The following is a 20,857-nucleotide window of genomic DNA, read 5'->3' on the forward strand; positions in this document are numbered from 1 at the left end:
CTTCCACAGTCGTTGGCGAGCGCTTCCATTTGGTAAGCGCGGCAGATGCGACAATTCCACTGCGCGCATCTGGACTGCCTCTTCAGCGCTCCGGTTGAGAGCCTGTGACGGTCAGCAAGCGCCGCTGCAACCTCGCTGCGCAGGGTTGGAAGTTTCCTCCACGGACCCCTCTTTCTAGCTCGTCGGACCGAAAGAAGGCACTGTAGGCGCCCTGCGAGGCGGCTGTGCGACAAGCCTCATCTTGAAGTTCATCATAACTCAGAGCTTTAATCACCTCAGCACGTTTCAGATCCCATACGCGGACACGAGCTCTCTCTCCCCATCGATTCTGCAACGCTGTAAGATATCTGCCAGTGTCGTCAAAGGAGAGATGGGTGACGCCTTCAAGTCCTGACAACAAAGAGCCTCTAGCACTCAAATTAGTGTTCGCAGCTTCAGTCAGCTGGATGCGAGGCGTTTCGGCTTGATCAGGCCAAGCAAGCAACAGGGTTTCCTTGAGCTTGACCGCTGCAAGAGGCGGACGCAAAAATGGTGTGAGGCTGGGAGCAAAGGACCGAAGCTCTGCGGGGAGTTGATAGGTCTGACGAACGCCCGCGGTCTGACCAACGCCCGCTCCGGCGTCGGCAACGGCTATGGATTCTGGGGTTAACCGAACGACTATTTGAGCAGCATTTCTTGTGAATCCTATCGACGGTACAAAGCTGTTTGCCACGTCCGACTGCAATTGTACATGGACGGGCGCTGACGATGAGTTATCAAACGATCCCGCGACCACTGATTGCAATCGATATTGCTCATCACGTTCAAGGTAAGCGTACCGGCCGTCGTGAGAGAACACCGGGCTGACGCGATCACCCTTTAGTTGGATCTTGGTCACGTGCGGCGGTGATTTCATATCTTGAGAGACGAGATGTTCGGCTCCAAGAAGGACTATTGTGTACTCGGGGTTAACCTGTCGAAATGCAGGAATAGTCACCTTGACGCGGTCGTCGACGAACTCGACCCAAAGCATCTGTTGGCCGGCTTTGGTCTTTATCTCATCTGGGAGATGCTCAAGTATCGAAGTTGACGTCGGCCTGTGGTCATTTGACCAGTAGGTGAGCGAGCCGCCGCGATACACGACAGGTCCCAGGCCTGCTACAAAACCAACGCTGATAAATCCGGCATCTTGCGGCTGGCCCACCGGGGGAAGTTCGCCCACAAACTCCACAGCTACTCTCGAATAGCTCGCTTCCTTTCGAAGATATCCTCCTGGCCTGTGGAGATCTAGAGTGCTCACTCGGGTGCCCTCTGACGAGAGCATTACAAGTTTAGTTCCGTCCTTGCTAAGACCTGCCGCCGTTAGCGTCTCCCCGTAAATTGGCGACCGAGAAAGTAGGTCAACCAAATCTTTGCGCGGATCCATCGCTATAACAGGCAGTAGTAAGCTTTCTGGTTTGTGCATCGAAGAAAGCAGCAATAGTATACTGTGGGGGTAGTTTCTTATGTCTTTTTGAACCGCCTCGTTGTGCGCGTGACGGGCGAACATGAGCTGTTTGTAGCTGAGCGCTATTACTGCGAGGACTAGCGCTGTAACTACGACCCCAAGGCCCGCTCGGGCGAGCTTAAGTAACTTCCGTCGGCTCTCGGATGAACGTTCGGATTCACTACTCGCATTCAAGAAAGCTCTATCCAGATCGGACAAGCCTGCATGCGTTTGTGCAAACTCTTGTGCCTCCTTGAGACGAGGTCCGCGCAAAAGGGCCGTTGGATCTCTCTTGAGGGATTGCCAATAAGCCGCTGCGTCAGACAGTCTAATATATTGCCTCGTAGCTGCGCGGGCGTCTTCAAGCCAGCCTACGAGCCGCGGCCAGTTTCGAATTAGAGCTTCATGAGCAACCTCTACCGTTATGCCAGTATCTCTCTCGTCCTTTTTCAATAGGCGAGCCTGTACAAATTTCTGGACCACTGCCTGCATGCGACCCGGGTAGATCGTCTCTAGCTCCAATATTCCTACTCGTCGGCTCGTGACCTCCATTGTTTCGCTGAAGCGCGCCAGACGAACGAATAATTGCTTCGTAGCATCTTGGTCTTGCAAAAGCATCGAATCGAAGATCTCGTCTGCGCGACGTCCCAGCGCGTCTCTTACCCGGCCAAGCCCCTTGTAAGCCTTCCACGTGATGACATTTCGTGAACGCTTGTTCCAAAGCTCGAACAGCGTGAATTGCAGCAGCGGAAGAGCGGCTGGATCACCAAGGACTTGGCCGACTAAGTCTTCAACGATCCCATCCTCGAACCGAAGGCCGACCAACTCAGCGGGCTCCCGTATAACTTGATTTAGAGCTTCGGCTCCTAGAGGGCCCAGCCGAACTTGGCCCATCTCAAACCGCTTGTAAAACTCGGCGTCTCGAACCATGAAGTCAGTGTAATCTTCTCTGATAGCGACTACGACGCGGTGATTGGAGTTGTCAGTAACCGCGGCAAGGATATTCCTCAGAAAAGATGCTTGATCGTCCTGGCGCAGGCACAAAGTGAAGAGCTCTTCGAATTGATCGATGATCAAAACCGATGACTTGCCTCCAGTCCTGCTTAGCGCCTCGCTAAGGTATGCGCTGTTGCGCCTACAGTTCTCTGCGAATGCGGTCTTGTCAGAATAGCCGAGGGCGTCAGCAAGAGAACTCAAGGGGTCGGTCCCGGGGACCATTGGATCCAGCGTTCGCCACCCATTTATCGCGTTCAAGGCGGGCAATAGACCGGCGCGCACGATTGAGGACTTGCCGCTGCCAGACGCCCCTACGATGGCCACAAACCTGTCGCGCCCCAATCTGCTTGCAATTTCCGCGACCAGCAGTTCTCTCCCAAAGAAGAGCTTCCTGTCAGCAACCTGGAATGCTTGTAGGCCCAAATATGGACACGTCTCGTCGGGCAGTTCGGGCGCCGCATCGAGATCGAAGTTGTCAATTTGAGACTCGCCTCCGGGCGCTCCCGCCCGATCAAGGAAGCTCAACCAATAATCCAGTAGACCCTCAAGAATGCCCCGCTCTCTGTCATCCCAGACAACTCTGCCCGTCATCTGCAATCTCGTTGTCAGCTCTTGGGCGCGGCGGACGAGTTCAACGTGATCCTGTTTAGTGCTCGATTTTTCTCTTAGCAGCGAGAGATGCTGGTGATGAGCTTCGGCAAAGGATCGAAATGGAGTGGTATCGGTGGCTTCGGCCGCGAGCTGATGAGGCGTTTCAGTGGTCAACATCACGAATGATCCCACAATCGGGTCAATTCAGTTGCCAACGTTGGAAGCTGCTCGCATTGGGCTTTCAATCGCTTGTCCACCCCAAAGAAGATGTCGCCAGCTAACTTCCGATAACGTCGAAAGCTCTTCCCGATTGCGTCACTGTCTGGCTGATCTAACGCTCTTCCCAGGCTGTCGTGCAAGGTCAGCAGAGGTTGGCACCACTTCTCGGCGGGTTCTGCCAGTAGCTTTATTAATTCTTCCAAGAGAGGCCAGGAAGCTAACAATTCATCGACCACGTCTGGTAAGAATTCTGCGATGCGTCGCATCTCATTGTCCACCTCCTGCCAGCGGTGATGTTTCTCCACAAGTGGATCGAACTTCTGACTCAACTGGTGAAGCCGGGACAATCCTTGCCGAAGTTCCAGCTCCGTGGCCGGTGCGATCTCCATTACAGCGACGGTTACGGCATCGAGCAGTTTGATAAGATCCGGAAGCATGTCTGCGGCTGACCGATGCAGCAGCGTGTTGACTTGACTTAGATTCCCCAAAGCGCCTCTCAGCTGCATTTCAGCTTTTTCGATCCTTCTTAAGTTTCGTTCTTTTAGACCCGCTTCCCATTCCTGAGCGACGAGTGACATACGCCGTTCTATCCAGGCAAACTCGCCCTTTTCTATACAGGCGGCTTGGGCGATGTCCTTTAATTGGTCCCAGTATACGCAATAGGTGACATAGTAATCCTGCAATGGCTCGAAGCTGAGTTCTGACTTTCGTACAAACTCGAGAGCCATCAACTCGTGACATTCTTTTTGTATTTCGTGCAGCGTATCATGTATGTCTTTGTACGCGCGCACTCGGTGAAGGCGCTGCGAAATGATTTCAAGCTGCGGACGCCTGGCCTTGAGGATCTCTCTTACCTCCGATTGCGCGCTTACGCGCGGAACCGCAATGAATTTGCTTGATTCGCGAGGTTGGCAGTGTTTTTCAGGTGTATTTAAATACGAAACCACTTTCGAGCGGTTCTCGGCCAAGAGAGCGTTAAAGAACGGCTCAAGACCTTTCGGCTGTTCATTCTGATCAATCAAGGTGCTCAACAGCGTCGTTTTAAAATTGCTGGATGGTGTGGCGTGGCTGGCAAATTCAATATCGACCTTTGCGAGCAAAAAGACTATTTGCTGCTGACCTTGCAGTTGAGGGTACGCGTCTTCAATGACGCTCACTAAACCGGCAAGAAATTCGCGCGTAAAGGTCGCCATCTTAGCACTCAATCAAACCCGGGATACGCTGTTTAACGTTGGACAATATGAGTTGCAGCGGAATTGCAGAATTTCGTCCCGCAAATCCACCGTTGTGCAAGCCCACTACTTTAAGATCCATTGACAAACATGGCGAGCCAGATGAGCCATGTTGCGTCGTTGCAGTATGGAATAGCCGGGTGCGAGATTCGTTGGGACGATCAAACGCGCCGAGGCAAACCTGGAGATTGGCTCCGGCTGGATGCTGAAGAACGATGAGAGGGGAAAACTGAGAAGCGGCCGATGTGCTGGAAGCGAGAGGGGCATGTCCCCGTAACTGGTTCAAAATGCGATCGCGGCCGACGGGTTCTCTCAACCTCAACAGGACGAAATCGAGCTGCTCAGAACTTGGATCTCCGGCCCCACCCCACTCTCGTCCCCCCGGAGGACTCTCCACAAGCAACCAATCATCAGCCAGGTCAGCCGGTCTTCCCGCGGAGCCGCCTATCAGATCAAACCTGGCGCGAATTCGGGCGGGTTCGGAAAGACCTGGAGGAGCGGTACCATAGAGGACGTGGTAGTTCGTAAAAAGTAGATCGTCGCCTACCAGAAAGCCCGTTCCTAAGCTTGCACCGCTCTCGGCCCCCTCTATTCTGCCGACCCAATGAAAAGCCTTTGCCAACTCAGTAAGCCATGCGTTAGCGGGCGCGTAGTTCAGCTGAGCCATAACCATGGCCTCCAGCTGTGGTACCTCCTCGGCGGACACCGTCTTTAGAAGGGTCACCTCTAAAGCGGATAGCCGCTTGTTCTCCGGAGCTGCACGCCGCACGGCGCCAAGCACGCTCGCGACTTGGCCTCTTTCGTTCTCCTGTTCGATGAGCGAGAACAAAATGCCTTCCATGTCAGAAAAGAGCGTAGCGTACCGCGACGCATCAATTCCCGCGTCGGCAAGTGCGATAATGGCCTTGTTTAGACCGGCTACTCCAGGATATGCGGCCAAAATTGCCGATCTAAGATCTGCTTTTTGAGCATCGTTTAGGTACATGCCAAAATTCCTCTCGGCATTCCCAATATATACGGCATTCCCAATATGAAGATGATGCGCCCTAGGATTGTAAGAGTCAAATCCTCCCCGCTAACCTGAAGGAAGGAAGGTTTCATCGTCCTACGTTTTGCATAAGCGAGGACAGTTTCGTCTCGCCGGTAGTTGACTCAGTCGAGCGTTGTTCATGAGCATATCGCAGCGTTCTGCTAGTTCGGACTTGGAGCCGCGTCTCGCGGTTCCAGGAAGACCTTATTGCTCGAAATCAAAATGTTCATTCTAAAAGAATTGTGCGCGTTTGCTTGGAGCTATTTCACTATGAGGCCAGTTTACTCCATCACTGCTGCTCGAGTGTGAGGCATTTCACAATTGCGACGGGATACTCTTCTCTGCACCCCACCTTCGCATTGCTTTGCGTCTCATCTTGATCGGCTTTAACGGGTCGCCCGACTCTTCGTTGCGGCAAGATTTAAAACGAATAACGTTTGCCGTGCGGCCAGCAATCGTGTTGCGGCCCGTCAGGTCGCATTACTGGTGAGGCAATGGTACCGGCCGTGCAACCATTCAACTTTCTAGTTAAATCGCCGACACGATTCCAATGGCCACGCGCCACCATGGCGACCTGTTTTGTAACCACCCACGCTAGACTGCCGCTGCATCCTACGCGGACTGAGTGCCCAACGTGGGCATTATACGCCATAACGTCCCGCGACCTAAGGCTGCACTTTTATTTTCCACTAACCCGGCCTATGATTGCTGTGCGGTCTAGACGGCGCGTGCCGGGGCCGTGCGCTAGACAGTGGAGGACATTGTGGCAGGTGCCCTATCCAAAACTGAGGTCACCAGGGTAGTCACGCTGCGGACCCTGCTGAGCGCGGCCGGCGTAGAATCGTCGGGTCTTCATTCCCATCACGATGCGGTGCAGCACGCGGACCGCTACAATCGCATCCTCGAAAAACTGCAGGCCGAGACTGCGAAAACCAGCGCCGGTGTGCTGATCACCGTGCAGGATCGCGACGCATCGCTTCTTCAGAGTAGAATTGCTGAAGGGGGCGACGCCGGATCGCCGCTGCAGGCTGGCGGGCTCGAAGCGCAGTTCGGGGATGGTGTCACAGGCGGCGACGTCTGGGGCTGGATCCGCAGCATGTTCGACCATATCGACCAGACCCAATGGCATCCAATCGTGAGGCCTCCCGATAACAATATTGGAACCCTCGCCGACACCGGCCGCGTCGCTGTACTCGGTGACTGGGGCACCAACCTCTATGGAGCACCGGTCTCCGCTGCTTCGATCAAGCGAACCGGCGGCTACGAACTTCTGCTGCATCTCGGCGACATCTACTATTCCGGCACAAAGACGGAGGCACAGCAGCGCTTTCTGGAGGCTTGGCCCACGAGCGCCGGCAAGGTGAGCCGCGCTCTTAACGGCAATCACGAAATGTATTCCGGCGGTTTCGCCTATTTTGAGGATATCCTGCCGAAGTTCAAACAACAGTCGAGCTACTTCGCTCTGCAGAATAAGCATTGGTTGCTAGTCGGACTAGACACCGCCCATACCGATCATGCCCTCGACCACCAGCAGGTCGCGTGGGTTAAGTCGGTCGTGCAAAAGGGTGGGCCGCGGAAGGTGATCCTGTTCTCGCACCATCAGCCTTTTTCCCGGCTCGACAAACAGGGACCCGAGCTGCAGGCGGCGCTCGCCGACCTGTTTCAGAAGAAGGTGATCACGGCCTGGTACTGGGGCCATGAGCACGATTGCATTATCTACGACAAGCATCCGAGGTTCGGCCTGCTCGGTCGGTGCATAGGCCACGGTGGTATCCCGGCGCCTCGCAAGACGGGAGTATTGGATGCCGCCGCTGACCGGCGCCTAAACGGGGTCGCCTGGAAGCGCCTGTCGGCAAGCGCGGACGCTCCATCGTCGCTGGCACTCGACGGACCCAATCCGCTGGTGAAAGGCGAGGAGGAAAAGTTCGGACCGCACGGCTATCTTACACTCGATTTCGACGGACCCAATTTGATCGAGCGCGTGCATCTGCCTGACGGCACCGAGGTATTCAAAGGACCGTTGTGACCTGACGATCCGGACAGTGTGGAGGGATCGCATGAAGATCGATTGGCGTCGTAAGGCCGATGCCGAAAGCGTCGGCGAGAGCGCCTCGCTACTGCGGCGGCCGAGGCGTCGGGGCGGGCTAGAGAGCGGACTGGAGAGCACGTTTGAGGCGACGGGGACGGATGATGCGGCTAGCGCCACCCACGCAGGCCCTAGCGAGCGCGAGCGGCTAGACCGGTTGGATGAGGCGCTGGCCACCTTACATCCGGCGGTACCTAAAGTCGAGCAAGACGCGATCAAGGATGAAGTTTTAGCCGGTGCGCGCTCGGGTCTCGCCAAGGTCAACCAGGGCGAACCGCCGCAGAATTTCACGCTCGGCGAACAGATCGGTCTGGAAGCCGTCATTCTGACCAACGGCGAGCGCCCGAGCCTGTTCGTTCGCGATGGCTTTGTCGACCTCAATGCGCCGGATATCGGCGACTGGGGCTTGGGCCTGCACCGTTTCCAGAACGTGATCCGCAAGGTGATATCGTCGGTCGGGCGCATCGATGTTCCGGTCAGGCCATGGTTCGCCGGTACATGCTTTGTGGTCGCCGAAGGCCTAGTGATGACCAATCGGCACGTGCTCGAGGAGATTGCGACCCAGGACGCCGCCGGTACCTGGACGCTGAATTGGCCGGACGAAACCACGGTCGATTTCGTCGGTGAGGACGGCGCGGCCGCCGCCACCAAGTTCAAGGTCACAGGCGTCGCCTTTGCTGGGCCCGATCCAATCAATCGCAGCATCAATTTCGCGCATCTGGACATGGCGATCCTGCGTGTCGATCCCGCCAGCAACCCCACAAATCCATTTCCGATGCCGGTCACGTTCGAGACCGATACAGTGCAGCCGAAAGCGCGCGGCGACCTCTACGTGGTTGGCTTTCCGGGAGAGCCGCGGATTTGGGCGTTTGACGGCAACCCGCCGACCGGACACGAGACCACACAGGTTATCTCAACCCTCTTCAACAACAAGTTTGGGGTGAAACGGTTGGCGCCGGGCACGGTAAGGATAGGCGCTGGCGAGGTCGCTCGCGACGAACAGAATTGGATATGCGCGCATGACGTCAGCACGCTCGGCGGCAATTCGGGTTCCTGCGTTGCTGACCTAAGCGGAGACGGCTTCCGGGTCGTGGCCCTGCATTTTGCCGGTGCCAATCGTGAGCAGAACTGGGCTCACGTTGCGGCGCGCCTGCGCGATAAGCTCTCTAATTTTTCGGCGACGTTCGTGCCATGAGTGACGAGCGGAAAGGATTGATCGAAAGAACTCTAATTGGCTCATAAGCGAAGTGCGGCACCGACGCGGGCAAGAGGAAGAATTGCGAGGCGCCCTCGTGGCTGCATTTCTAAGCTTACCGGGTTTGGTCAGAAGGCGTCGCTGCAGGCCTCTGTGCCTATAAGCCAGTTTCTTCCGGCGCCCGCGATTGCAACCACTTGAGGCGTCAGTGATTGCGATGAGGATTTTGGCCACCATCATGCTAGCATCTGGGTCTGCGCAGAAGGCAGGTTGTATAGCGAAAAAGTACTTGCTTTGCTTGCGGCACAGGAGTGTACTATTTTTTTGTGCCTAGGGGGAAACAGATGCAATCACCCTGGTTTTCTGTTGCAATGCATTTCAAGGGCCTTACCGAAGTTCATGGCTCGGTGGACAATCCAAAGATTGTCGAGACGTTTCGGATCTCCGGTCACCCGGAAGTCAAGGATGATGAAACCCCTTGGTGTGCGGCTTTCGTCGGTGCCTGTCTGCGCCTATCAGGTTATCGCAGCTCGGGCAGCCTTGGCGCCCGCAGTTATCAGAACTTTGGCGAGGACTTGAAGAATGCGCCGCAGCGCGGTTGCATTGTAGTCTTCACGCGAGGTAGTCCGAAGGCAAGCACCGGACACGTGGCATTCTATGATCATGATGACGGGGATCACGTCATCGTACTCGGTGGCAATCAGGGCGACGCCGTGACCATGGCGTCGTTCCCCAAGAGTCGAGTCTTGGCCTATCGGCTTCCGACGGAAACAGCCCCATTGCCAACCGATACGACGCTGCCCAACATCCTGACAATTGACGCAGGCAGTGCGCCCCCGCACGTGCTCGGAATAGGCGCGGCGACGACTGCGACGATCGGGCCTCGTGAGGTGCGGGCGACTGAAATACTCTCGGAAGGTACGAGCGGCCCACGCGTCCGCGCTTTACAGGAAGCGCTCGCCCGCTCGGGCTTTCAACCGGGTGAGATCGACGGAGAATACGGGCCCCTCACGGCTTTCGCGGTGAGCAATTTTCAGGGTACGAGACGCCTTTCAGTTACTGGCAACGCCGACGCTGATACCCTGCGGCATTTGGGATTGTTTGTGTCTGACCCGGCTCTCCCGGTCATTCCGACAATACCGTCCGTACCCGGAGTAATTGCAGCAGACGGAGGAGCCACCATGCGGCCGCAGGACATCCTGAAGCCCCTGTTCGAGGTTCTCGCAGCCAGACATCAGCCGGCGGTTGCCCCCGGCAGTGTCCCATCGGCCGCGGCGGGCGTCGACACGTCACAGCTGCTGCAAATCGCTCTAGCAGCATTGTCCGGGAAGCAACTTGCTCCCGCCCCCGAATCGCCGACCGGAACGGCTCCGGCAGTGATGTCCCCGATCGATAAGGTACTTGGAGGTGAGGCGCTCCAGGGAAAAAAGACACCTTTGGCGATCCTGGCGTATGCGATCTTGGCCATCCTGCAGGCCGTCGATGTCGCCGGTACGGCCACCGGACCAACTGCTACTCCCACCGGCCAGATTCTCACGACATTGATTGGATCTCTCGGCGGGCTCGGGCTTCTCGGCAAGTTTGATCGCGTTGTGCAGATGCTGGGCATCATGGCAGCTAAGGCGCCATCCGCACTCAAATAGGTGCGCGCAAAGCCCCATCGGCCAGCCTCGGTGGAAACACGAAGGTCGATCATGGCAAACACATTCGACGGCTTAAGGGCTGAATACGCAGATCTTTGGCAGCGCATGCGGATTCGACCCGAGCGGCTGACGGAGGTCAATGCCATTGCCAATCGGCTGATTGCGCTAAAGCCGCGGTACCAACAGGTTGCCTCCAAAGTCCTTGTGCCATGGCATATCATCGCGGTTCTGCATCAGCGTGAGGCAAGCGCCGACTTCGCGGGCGTTCTCCACAATGGAGAGCGCATCATCGGTACCGGCAAGCTAACTAGCTTGGTGCCGAAGGACCGCGGCCCCTTTTCCAGTTGGGAGGAAAGTGCTGTTGACGCGCTCACGATGCCGCCCCACTCGTTGCACGTGGTGCCCAACTGGACGGTCGAGCGAGCCTGTTTCGAAATCGAAAGATACAATGGTTTCGGATATCGCAATCATCATCCGCAAGTGAGATCGCCATATCTTTGGTCGTTCTCTACCAACTATGAGTGCGGCAAGTATGTCGCCGACGGCCATTTTGATCCGGACGCTAATGACAAGCAGTGCGGCACTATGCCGATTTTGAAGATGCTGATGGAGCTTGATTCGTCGATTCGCTTGGATGGTGCCCTCGATGGGCGAGTTCCGCAGATCGGCGCCGTCGCTGGTCTTCAGATGGGCGCGAAAGGCGATCCTGTGCGGCAGCTGCAAACCGCGCTCGCAAGGCAAGGATTTCAGGTAGGCGACATCGATGGCGATTTTGGAAACAACACCGCGGCAGCAGTGAGGGCATTTCAACTCTCAACTAGCCTCCCACCTACCGGCGTTGCTGATCAGGCCACATTGCAGGCGCTGGCGAGCGGGCCGCGCCGCTCTCCCGTTGAAGGTTTCAAGCAGGCTGACGTACTGCTCGCCCTCGTTAACGCGCTCAAGGCGCGCGCACCTGCACCGGGCGTGCCTATCGGAACGTCGTCGTCGGAGTCGGGCACCGACCTGCTGCATGTCATCATTGGTGCGTTGATTAATGGTCAGACGGGCGCCGCCGTACCCACCACCCCGATTCTTTCTCCGATCGACAAGGCACTGGGCGGCGAGACACTTGTGGGAAAGAAAACAGCGCTCTCGGTGGTCGCTTACGTAGTATTAGCAATTTTAAAGGCAGTCGGGGTGGTCGGCGTGGCGACCCCAACTGGTCAGATCCTGACAATCCTTATAACCGCGTTCGGTGCTCTTGGCGGGACCGCGAAAATAGACCGCGCGATCCAGGCGTTTGGCATAATCGCCGCCAAGCCGAAGTGACACGTCCATACGGGGTACAGCGCGTCGGTGTCAAAGGCATCGCAGTTAGCCTTTTGCCCGACGCAACAACTGTTAGCAGACAGGACGACGGATGCAATTGGACGCGTTGTCAATTGAATGGAGGGCTATGAGCTTCCTGGTAAAGCTTCCGTTTGAACTATACGACCCGCAGTCTTTTTGGGTTTAACGTGAGACGCGATGTCGCATTTTCTGCGGCAAAGGGAGTTCCCGACACGGGCATTCCGGATGCTGTTTTTCTGATGGCTATCGCAGAGAAATCACCTTTGCTTGTCACTCCGAGCGGGCGATACAGTCCTCCAAGCCTTGCCGTTTCTCCGAGAGGGCTGCGCACTAGAACCGTTATCCGAGTTTCGGTTTCACATCTGGTCTTCGCGGGAGTGAGTATATCATGAGTACATTCGTCGAAATCGCTCCGGAAGAGTATGATCTCGCTGCTTTCAAGAGCTTCGATCCGGCGGCAGCTGGCTTCGAAATCGGTAACGCACGCGCGATGATGTGGCTCGCGCAGCTTGCTTACGAGACTCATCGGATGCCGACGATTGAAATAGTCTCGCGAGCATGGGATTTTAAGTCTGTCGCCTCTTTCATCAAACACAAGACTAGCCTGAAAGGCAGTTTTGAAACCTGCGGGCTTATCGGTGAGCGAGCCGGTGCAGTGATCCTTGCGTTCGCGGGAACCGATCCAGGCATCTGGCAAAATCTCGCGACGGATTTTACGCCCTTACCGCAGGCCGGTTCCGACATACACGAAGGCTTCCGGCTGGCCGCAGCTGCCGCTCAGTCTGAGGTCGAACAGGCAGTCCGTCTTTCCCAGCAGTCACAGAAGCCGCTATTCATCACCGGCCACAGCCTAGGCGCCGCGCTCGCAGCGCTAGCGGCCCAGATGGCCCTTGAGGAGGGGTCGCCGCCGAGCGCGGTTTATGCGTTCGGCATGCCGCGCGTTGGTGGGGAGAAATTCGAGTCAAGCTATGATGCGAGCCTGGGTGCGCGAACCTATCGGCTGGTGCACGGGATCGATCTCGTCGCACGAGTCCCGCCATCATTCGCCGGATTTCGCCATGTAGGCCGCGTGCTTCAATGCGACGCCGGAGCGAAATTCGATAGGGCGATGCCACTGTCGCCGATCGGTTCGGACGATCCTTCATTTGGTGAGCAGCTTCCCAACATGTTCCGGCGCGGAGTGAGCAATGTTTTGGCTGGACGTATTTTGTCGCCAACCGGACCGGGCACGTTCGGTACGATCTTTCGCTTTATTCCACCTGAAATACGGGATCACCTGCAGGATTCTTACTGGACAGCTCTAGCTCCTTAGCAATACGCCAGAGTACGTCCGACGCGTCGGAAGCGCGGAGAAGGTTCGAACCCGGTTCCTCTCCCTCCGCCACCTAAGTGCAGTGACGGAAAAATCCTTCAAAATCAAGCGGATCTAGAACCGTCGATCTTTGACAGTGTAGCACCACGGTGTAGCACCACTTAAGCTCTCGTTTACCACATTTAGGCGGCGACCTCGATCCAAAATGTCTCCGCCCGTGGTCCGGAAGGCGATGGATATGTTAGTCGCTCGTCTGCTCGGCGCGTCTACACGGACAACCCTATGAGCTACAGGTCTGCGGCGGTGTATTCGACACCCTCGCGGAGGAGTCCGCTGAATCCCAGCCGCGGCAGCGATGAGAAGGACGTGCCCCCCACGGCCAGCAACCGGATGTCCCCCATTCGCCACCCAAGCGGGCGCAAATGACATTGGCAGTGGGCTGAGGCTGCGTGACGCGCCAGGCATATTGTCATTCGGCCTGCAATATTGACCCCCTAAGCCGGGGGATCGGCGTCCAAAATTGACCCCCTACAGGTTGGTCTGTTGCGCTGCCTGCTTCGTCATGAAGCAGGTGGTCGGGGATGCTGATCGTGGAGACAATCGCCCGGATACGGCGCGAGCACTTCATCAAGGGCAAGACGATCAAGGAGATCGCCCGTGACCTGAAGGTGTCGCGGAACACAGTCCGGAAGGTGCTGAGATCGGGAGAGACCTCATTCGAGTACGAGCGTGTTGTCCAGCCGCGGCCGAAGCTGGGACGATGGGCAGCAGAACTCGACGGGTTGTTGTCAGGGAACGCGGGCAAGTCCGCTCGCGAGCAACTGACATTGATCCGGATGTTCGAGGAGCTGCGTGAGCGCGGCTATGACGGCGGTTACGACGCCGTGCGGCGCTACGCCAGGCGATGGAGCAAGGAGCGCGGACAATCCACGGCCGCTGCCTACGTCCCGCTTAGCTTTGCGCCCGGAGAAGCTTACCAGTTTGACTGGAGCCACGAGGTCGTCCTGCTCAATGGCGTGACGGTGATGGTGAAGGCCGCCCATGTCCGGCTCTGCCACAGCCGGATGCTGTTCGTGCGTTGCTATCCGCGCGAGACACAGGAGATGGTGTTCGACGCCCACGACCGGGCGTTCGCCCTGTTCAAGGGCACCTGCGTGCGCGGCATCTACGACAACATGAAGACGGCGGTGGAGACGATCTTCGTCGGCAAAGGGCGTCTCTACAATCGCCGCTTCATGCAGATGTGCAGCCACTACCTGGTCGATCCGGTTGCCTGCACGCCAGCGTCGGGTTGGGAGAAGGGCCAGGTCGAGAACCAGGTTGGGCTTGTCCGGGAGCGCTTCTTCACGCCGCGGCTGCGGTTCAAAACCCTCGACGAGTTGAACGCGTGGCTGCTGGACAAGTGCATCGCCTACGCCAAGGCGCACCGGCATCCAGAACTGGCCGAACAGACGGTCTGGGAGGTGTTCGAAGCCGAGCGGCCGAAGCTCGTTCCCTATGCCGGCCGGTTCGACGGATTCCACGCGGTGCCGGCATCGGTCTCGACGACCTGTCTGGTGCGGTTCGACAACAATAAATACTCGGTCACGGCCAACGCTGTCGGGCGGCCTGTCGAGGTTCACGCCTACGCCGACCGCATTGTGATCCGTCAGGACGGACGCATCGTTGCCGAGCATGCTCGCTCGTTCGGCCGCGGCGAGACGACCTATGATCCCTGGCATTACGTGCCGGTACTGGCTCGCAAACCCGGTGCCTTGCGCAACGGCGCTCCCTTCAAGGACTGGGTGCTTCCGGCTGCGATCGAACGTGTGCGGCGTAAGCTTACCAGTGCCGACGATGGCAACCGGCAGATGGTCGATATCCTCAACGCGGTTCTGACCGACGGCTTGCCGGCCGTCGAAGCAGCCTGCGCCGAGGCGATCGCTCACGGCGTTCATTCCGCCGATGTCGTGCTCAACATCCTGGCCCGCCAGCGTGATCCTGCGCCGCCAGCCAACATTCTCACCCCGGCCGCACTGACATTGCGCCACGCCCCGATCGCCGACTGTGCCCGTTACGACAACCTCAGGAGAACCATCTGATGGAACGTACTCAACTCTTCGACCTCATGGGCGAGCTCAAACTCTACGGCATGAAGGCTGCCTTCGACGAGATCATGGCGACCGCTGTCAAACGCCAGCACGAACCCCAGCGCATTGTCGGCGACCTGCTCAACGCCGAGATCAACGAGAAGCAGGCCCGCTCGATTAAGTACCAGCTCACCATCGCCAAGCTGCCGCTGGCCAAGGATCTCGAGGACTTCCAGTTCGAAGGCACACCCATCAACCAGACGCTGGTCAATGATCTCGCCGGCGGCGGCTTCATCGCCCAGCAACGTAACGCCGTGCTGATCGGCGGTACCGGCACCGGCAAAACACATATGGCCATCGCAATCGCCAGAAGCTGCATCCGATCCGGTGCCCGCGGCCGCTTCTACAACGTGGTCGACCTCGTCAACCGTCTGGAGATCGAGACCCGCAATGGACGGCAAGGTCGGATTGCCGAGCATTTGACCCGGATGGACTTCATCGTCCTCGACGAACTCGGTTATCTACCGTTCGCCCAATCCGGCGGCCAGCTCCTGTTCCACCTCGTCAGCCGGCTCTACGAGCGCACGTCCATCGTCGTCACCACCAATCTCGCGTTCGGTGAATGGCCCAGCGTCTTCGGCGACGCCAAAATGACCACCGCGCTTCTAGATCGCCTGACCCACCATTGCGACATCGTCGAGACCGGCAACGACAGCTGGCGCTTCAAAAGCCGCGACGACGATCACGCAACCCGCGCTCGCACCGTCTCCGCAACCCCGACCAGCTCCGACGGTGCGAGCGCTACCGCCAAAACCCGCCGCTCGAAGGGGTCAAAATTGGACGCCGATACGGGGTCAAATTTGAACGCCGATTGACAAGAATCTCGAGAACATCCGTCTTGAAGCCATAGCTGAAGCCGGTCTTGACCTCCGAAGCGATGCGGTCGGCAAGGCCGCCGCGCGCAAAGGGCGGCTCCTGCAGTATGGCGGCGACGGGTGGCGCCGGGGTTCGATCGTCCTCGTCACCGGGGGTCGTGGTGAGCGGGATGAGGGCGCGCAACTGCGGACGGGTCAATTGGATGCGCGACAGATCTGCCAGCATGGCAACCCGCATGGTCCAGTGATGCGCGAGCGTCTTTGGCTGCGCGGCCGCCTGCCTGGTCGGGTCCTGCGTGGGCCAGGCGATGGCTTCACCGCGGCTGCGTTCCCGCAGCGCACCGGCATAGCGGGATCGCAGCCTGAAGCGATGGCGGAAATAGCTGGCGGACTCCGGATTCCAGTAGTGTTCCTGAAGCTTGGTCCTGGCCGGCAGCGGGTCGAGGGTCTTGGTGATGGTCTGTGCATCGATGTCCGGACGGTCGAAGAACGCTTCGAGCTCGAACTGGGCAAGCTCGTCCTTGCCGTCGTCGCCGAACTCGAGCCGAAGCGTCGGGTGCGGAACGGCGTCTTTGGCCGGCTTTCCGTCGAATCTGTACTGGCGGGGATTTAGAAAATGATAGATCGGCCGTCCCGTATTCCGCCAGCGTTGCGTCGTGACGTCGATCTCGGCGAGCAGCCGCCAGTGGCGGGCGGCGTCGGCGCCCGCTGGAAGCGCCGATGTCATCAGATCGAACCGGCGCGTGCGTTCGATGCCCTCGGCAGCAATCATGGCGGCTGCCAGTTCCATCGCCGGCTGGTTGCGATCCTGTGTCGGGTCGTCGGTCGCGAGCTCGGACATTCCGTCGCGCATGGTCTCGATGCGAACCGCGGCTGCCGGGAATGCCAGATATTTGCCCTGCAGCTTGCGTAGCGCATACTGCATCAGCCCCGGGTGGAAAACCGACGGATGATCGCTGTTTTTCTCGAAGCGTTCGCTCGGAACCAGAGAGTCGATCGACAGGCGGGCAACGATACCTTCCGGAACGGTCGCCGAGAAAGCCGGAGGATCTTGATGCAGGTTCGCCAGATCTACCGAATCTCCGGATTGCAAGGCGACCTTGAACTGAAACAGCTTGTCCAGTGGATCGAGGACGTAGAGCCGCAGACGGCGTGGCGTCCAGGGCGGATCGTCTCTGTCGCTTTCATCGATATCCCGGTACTTCACTTTTTCTTTTGCGATCATCCGGTCGATGAGATCGTGGAACTCGCGTGCAAACTTGCCAAGCGTTTCCTTGAGCGGAAGGGTCTGACGCGTGACGCCAAGCGCAGGCTCATGCCCGGTCAGCGTATCGTGGAGCGCCAGTTCAATCTGAATTTGTTCGACCGCCGGGTCAGGCAGCCTGTCGATCGATGCCGCAAGCCCAGGGTCGAGGTGACGCATGACGTAAGCCGAGATCAAGGCCTTCTCAAATAGCTTGACCGCATCTTTGATGGACTGCTCGTCTCCCGGCCGGAAGAACATATCCTCCCGCAGGTCGGCATTGGCGAACCACCGCTCGAAATCGAGATAGCCGACCCGTGGCGTCGAAACCGCGACGTTAACGGGGTCCGCGAGCCCTTGCTTCCAGAATTTCGTGCCGGCTTCCTTCGGGGCCAGCAGCAGCAGCGGATCGCTGACGTTGTCGCTCTTCTGCGCGTCGATATTGGCAAACGTCATCGTCGCCCGCTTCCCGTCGCCGGCGGTGTCGAGCACCAGACGCAGCCAGCCGGCGACGCTGTCGCTATCGGCCAGTTGTTGCGGGTCGAGTGTTGTCCCGCCGCACCTGACGTTCAGCCAGCGCTCGAACGATCCTGACTTCTTCACCCTGAATTCAACGCGGACAGCTATTTCCGAAATGGCAGTGAAACCGGGCACCGTCGCTTCATTGATCACGAACGTCGCATCGCCGGAATCGGAAGGAAATTTCGCCGGCCGGTCGAAGAACCGCAGGGTCAGCGTTTCGGGAACGCCGTCGAATTCGATGTCGCTGAGCCGCCATTCGGAATTCTGCCTGGCGGCCATCTTTCCGCTGCCGTCGGCTTCGCGCAGGATATCCCGGACCGCGGATTCTTTCGGGTGAGCGAGCAGGGCTACGCGCGGATAGTCCTTTGCAAGCGGGGTCACGCCTGCGATCTCCGCGCCGATCCGCGGCGCGCGGCCGGTTGCCGGCATCTCCGCCACCGTCATCTGCGCAATCGCGGTGCGACGCTGATACGGTGCGGTTCCAACAAGCAGAGGCGACGGTGGCGGTTCCGGCAGCGGTGGCGCTGCGGGGCCCGGCTGTGGCGGCCCGGCTTTCGGCATCCACGGCGAAGCCGGGTCCAGTTGCAGGGCAAGCGGAAGCGTTCCGGCGTTGGTGGTGACGAAGCTGAAGGTGTTGAACGCCCGGCCATAGGCCAAACGAGGGACCTTGGCGAATCCGTCCTCGTCGGTGTGAGGATCGTGCCGATAGAATGGCTGCCGTTTTGCGTCGTGCGGCTCGGAATCGCTGTCGATGATGCGGGCATCGATCGCGCGATCGGAGAACGGAAATCCCTGATACTCGATGAACATCGGGCTGCGGCCGTTGCTTGTCGCGGGCAGCATGGGATGAATGGCGGCCTTGACGTCGATCGGATCGTCGTGACCCGCGGTCGGCGGCGTCCAGCCGAGGTCCGTCAGGTTCGCATGCGCCCACAAGTCCGCCCCGGGACTGTCCACGCGCTGGACGGCGACGGCGATGCCATTGAGGTGTTTGGCGAACTCGTCGACCTTGCTGCCGTTGATGTTGGCCGCGATCTGAATGGCCAGCGGCTGCGGCGCGCGGTCGGGAATGAACCGGGCGCTCGGGTCATTGAGGAATTTCAGCGGTTCGATGGCCCCGTAAAACGCCATTCGCAATTGAAGCCGCAAGGCAAAGTACGCAGTGGCTGGTACTCTGGCGATGTCGGGCTGGATGAGAACATCCGTTAGGCCCGGCAGTTGTTTCGGCTTGTTGAAGAAGCGGGCCTCGTAAAACGAGCTTGTGCGCAGAAGCTTTAGAAGATAGGCGGAAGTCGTGCGGGGTTTTTTCTTTTTGGTGCTTGGATGATCTTCTGCGTAGCTCAACAATGCCAGGACAAACGTGCTTCCGGCCGCGCGCCGGATTGCTTCAGCGCCATTGAAGGGACTGTCGAGCAAGGCCCGGTAGTCGGTCCAGGCCGCATCGACAGCACGCTGGACCAGCGGGCGCAAATTGGCGTCGTGTGTGATTTCGTTCGCAAGCAATGCCGAAAGCCTGTCGCTGGGGACCGGTGACGAGCCGTCTGCCGTTGTTTCGACGGTTTCGATCAGACGGACGATCGCCGCTTCCGCTCCGGCTTCGTCGTGAAGAGCCTGCTCGAGTTCAAGCAACGCCCGTGACATGGTTTGCGCCGTCTGGCCCTTGATCGAGATCAGATAATTGGCCGACGCATCGTCGATCTTCTGGCCTGGCGTCTGAAAATCCTCGAGCAGCGCGGTAACGAGTGTCTGCTCGTCGAACACTTTTGGCGCGGCGGGCAAGCCGTAGACGTGCCGCAGCGCTTTGACGAAAAGCGCATCTTTCTGGTCCGGCGTACCACCCCTTCTTGACATCAAAGGGCTGCCTGCGACGATCACATGTCGGATCGCCGCTGCGAGGCCAGATCTGTCAACCAGCTCCGGATCTGGTGAGGCAAACTCCCGTTCGATGCGCGCGATCAATGCTGATACAAAGGGCGCAAGTACCTCGCCTTCGCTGGCCCCGACCCCGGCGCCGGACGTCGGAGGAACGGGCTTGAGCAGGGCGAAGACCAGATTGTCGAGGGCCGAAACCAGTCGCGTTGCGGCGTACCACGATGCTGCCTTGCCATCCCAATAGAACTCGGTCGGCTTGTTGGGCTGCTCCACCGTCCTGATCTGAATCTTGAACAGTTGTTCGAAGGCTTCGGTGTCATCCGCGCTGGTTCCGTGCGGAAACAGCCCGTAATTGGCGGTCATCAGCGATGCCGCGCGTTCCTCCAGCCAGACAAGCAGACGGCGCACGTTCTCGGCGTCGCCATCGACCTTGATATATCCGTCGTCCGTGAAATTCGAATCGATTGTGGACGGAGAGAACGGTTTGGTGATCCCTTCGCCGATCAGATTGGCGCGGCCGGTCACGTTCCCGAATCCGCCTTGCGGATCGTAGTCGTAATCGAGGACGACTTCGTCTCCGGTGTGCTCAAGCACGAAACCAGGCACCGCTGGCGCACCGGTGAGGTGAGTGAAATAGGGCAGGATGACGAATTTCCCGGCGGCGATTCTGTCCCTTGCGACCCGAACGACATGCGTCAGGCCGAACCGGTGCGCGACCGGCGCGTTCCAGGACTGCGCCGCGCGCAACCGGTGGCTCGCGTTCGCATCGTCAGCGTCGACGACGATGCGGGCCTGGGAAGACAGGCTGGTCCAGTACCTGTCCGTCCCGGTGGTCGGCTTCTGGCTGTCGAGCCAGTCGCGCAGAACTTTCGGGTTCTCGGTCGCAAGGCTACCGGACGTGCTGTGGACAGGACCGGCATAGTCGAGCTGCCATCCGGGTCCGGACGACACCTCGTACAGATGGAATTCTACTTTGAGAGCCGCCGAGAGAAAATCGAGATACTGCTGCTTGCCTTCGTCCTCTTCGACCTTGACATCTCCCGCGGTCGTTCCGACGCAATCCAGGCTCAGATTGACGGCGAAGGAAAAGGTTTCCTGACTTGCGTCGCTCGAGTGAAATGCGGTCGGCTCCTGGTCGACCAGACATTGAAGAATCGGGTTAGGCAACGCCATGT

General features: G+C 58.5%; 10 protein-coding genes and 1 pseudogene. 7 read left to right on the forward strand and 4 right to left on the reverse strand.

Annotated elements, in window-relative coordinates:
• Positions 1-82: 82 nt before the first annotated feature.
• The 3 genes from IVB54_RS01530 to IVB54_RS01540 are packed head-to-tail and all read right to left on the reverse strand — an operon-like array spanning position 83 to position 5,488.
• Entirely contained in the window at positions 83-3,229 is a 3,147-nt protein-coding gene (locus tag IVB54_RS01530; RefSeq protein WP_247777038.1) for an ATP-binding protein, read from the reverse strand.
• A complete protein-coding gene (locus tag IVB54_RS01535; protein WP_247777039.1) occupies positions 3,229-4,464 on the reverse strand; it encodes a hypothetical protein in 1,236 nt (411 codons plus the stop codon). The genes IVB54_RS01530 and IVB54_RS01535 overlap by 1 nt, the downstream gene beginning before the upstream one ends.
• A 1-nt stretch (position 4,465) precedes the next feature.
• Complete coding sequence (locus IVB54_RS01540; protein WP_247777040.1) at positions 4,466-5,488, reverse strand: serine protease; 1,023 nt, start codon at positions 5,486-5,488, stop codon at positions 4,466-4,468.
• An 808-nt stretch (positions 5,489-6,296) separates the two neighbouring features.
• On the opposite strand from IVB54_RS01540, the gene IVB54_RS01545 reads away from it, so the two are divergent.
• The 7 genes and pseudogenes from IVB54_RS01545 (at position 6,297) to istB (ending at position 16,045) form a co-directional block, all read left to right on the forward strand.
• A complete protein-coding gene (locus IVB54_RS01545) occupies positions 6,297-7,559 on the forward strand; it encodes a metallophosphoesterase (RefSeq protein ID WP_247777041.1) in 1,263 nt (420 codons plus the stop codon).
• A gap of 31 nt (positions 7,560-7,590) precedes the next feature.
• Positions 7,591-8,814, forward strand: coding sequence for a trypsin-like peptidase domain-containing protein (locus IVB54_RS01550; protein ID WP_247777042.1), 1,224 nt, complete (start codon positions 7,591-7,593; stop codon positions 8,812-8,814).
• 344 nt (positions 8,815-9,158) lie between these two features.
• A complete protein-coding gene (locus IVB54_RS01555; protein WP_247777043.1) occupies positions 9,159-10,457 on the forward strand; it encodes a TIGR02594 family protein in 1,299 nt (432 codons plus the stop codon).
• Positions 10,458-10,508: 51 nt separating this feature from the next.
• Complete coding sequence (locus IVB54_RS01560; protein ID WP_247777044.1) at positions 10,509-11,768, forward strand: peptidoglycan-binding protein; 1,260 nt, start codon at positions 10,509-10,511, stop codon at positions 11,766-11,768.
• 409 nt (positions 11,769-12,177) lie between these two features.
• Complete coding sequence (locus tag IVB54_RS01565) at positions 12,178-13,101, forward strand: lipase family protein (protein WP_247777045.1); 924 nt, start codon at positions 12,178-12,180, stop codon at positions 13,099-13,101.
• Positions 13,102-13,682: 581 nt separating this feature from the next.
• A pseudogene (istA, locus tag IVB54_RS01570) lies at positions 13,683-15,173 on the forward strand (IS21 family transposase); the annotation flags it as partial.
• A gap of 8 nt (positions 15,174-15,181) precedes the next feature.
• Positions 15,182-16,045 (forward strand): IS21-like element helper ATPase IstB, encoded by an 864-nt coding sequence (gene istB / locus IVB54_RS01575; RefSeq protein ID WP_346658833.1) that lies wholly within the window; start codon positions 15,182-15,184, stop codon positions 16,043-16,045.
• On the opposite strand, the gene IVB54_RS01580 is transcribed toward istB, so the two are convergent.
• Complete coding sequence (locus tag IVB54_RS01580) at positions 15,972-20,855, reverse strand: hypothetical protein (RefSeq protein ID WP_247777046.1); 4,884 nt, start codon at positions 20,853-20,855, stop codon at positions 15,972-15,974. The two genes, istB and IVB54_RS01580, sit on opposite strands and share 74 nt — an antisense overlap.
• Between the last annotated feature and the right edge of the window lie 2 nt (positions 20,856-20,857).

The sequence above is a fragment of the Bradyrhizobium sp. CW1 genome, assembly GCF_023100665.1.
Taxonomy (GTDB): Bacteria; Pseudomonadota; Alphaproteobacteria; order Rhizobiales; family Xanthobacteraceae; genus Bradyrhizobium; species Bradyrhizobium canariense_D.

Coding starts and splice junctions, on each gene's coding strand:
- istB (WP_346658833.1), top strand. CDS start 15,182: ATGGAACGTACTCAACTCTTCGACCTCATGGGCGAGCTCAAACTCTAC.
- IVB54_RS01535 (WP_247777039.1), bottom strand. CDS start 4,464: ATGGCGACCTTTACGCGCGAATTTCTTGCCGGTTTAGTGAGCGTCATT.
- IVB54_RS01565 (WP_247777045.1), top strand. CDS start 12,178: ATGAGTACATTCGTCGAAATCGCTCCGGAAGAGTATGATCTCGCTGCT.
- IVB54_RS01530 (WP_247777038.1), bottom strand. CDS start 3,229: ATGTTGACCACTGAAACGCCTCATCAGCTCGCGGCCGAAGCCACCGAT.
- IVB54_RS01580 (WP_247777046.1), bottom strand. CDS start 20,855: ATGGCGTTGCCTAACCCGATTCTTCAATGTCTGGTCGACCAGGAGCCG.
- IVB54_RS01555 (WP_247777043.1), top strand. CDS start 9,159: ATGCAATCACCCTGGTTTTCTGTTGCAATGCATTTCAAGGGCCTTACC.
- IVB54_RS01560 (WP_247777044.1), top strand. CDS start 10,509: ATGGCAAACACATTCGACGGCTTAAGGGCTGAATACGCAGATCTTTGG.
- IVB54_RS01540 (WP_247777040.1), bottom strand. CDS start 5,488: ATGTACCTAAACGATGCTCAAAAAGCAGATCTTAGATCGGCAATTTTG.
- IVB54_RS01550 (WP_247777042.1), top strand. CDS start 7,591: ATGAAGATCGATTGGCGTCGTAAGGCCGATGCCGAAAGCGTCGGCGAG.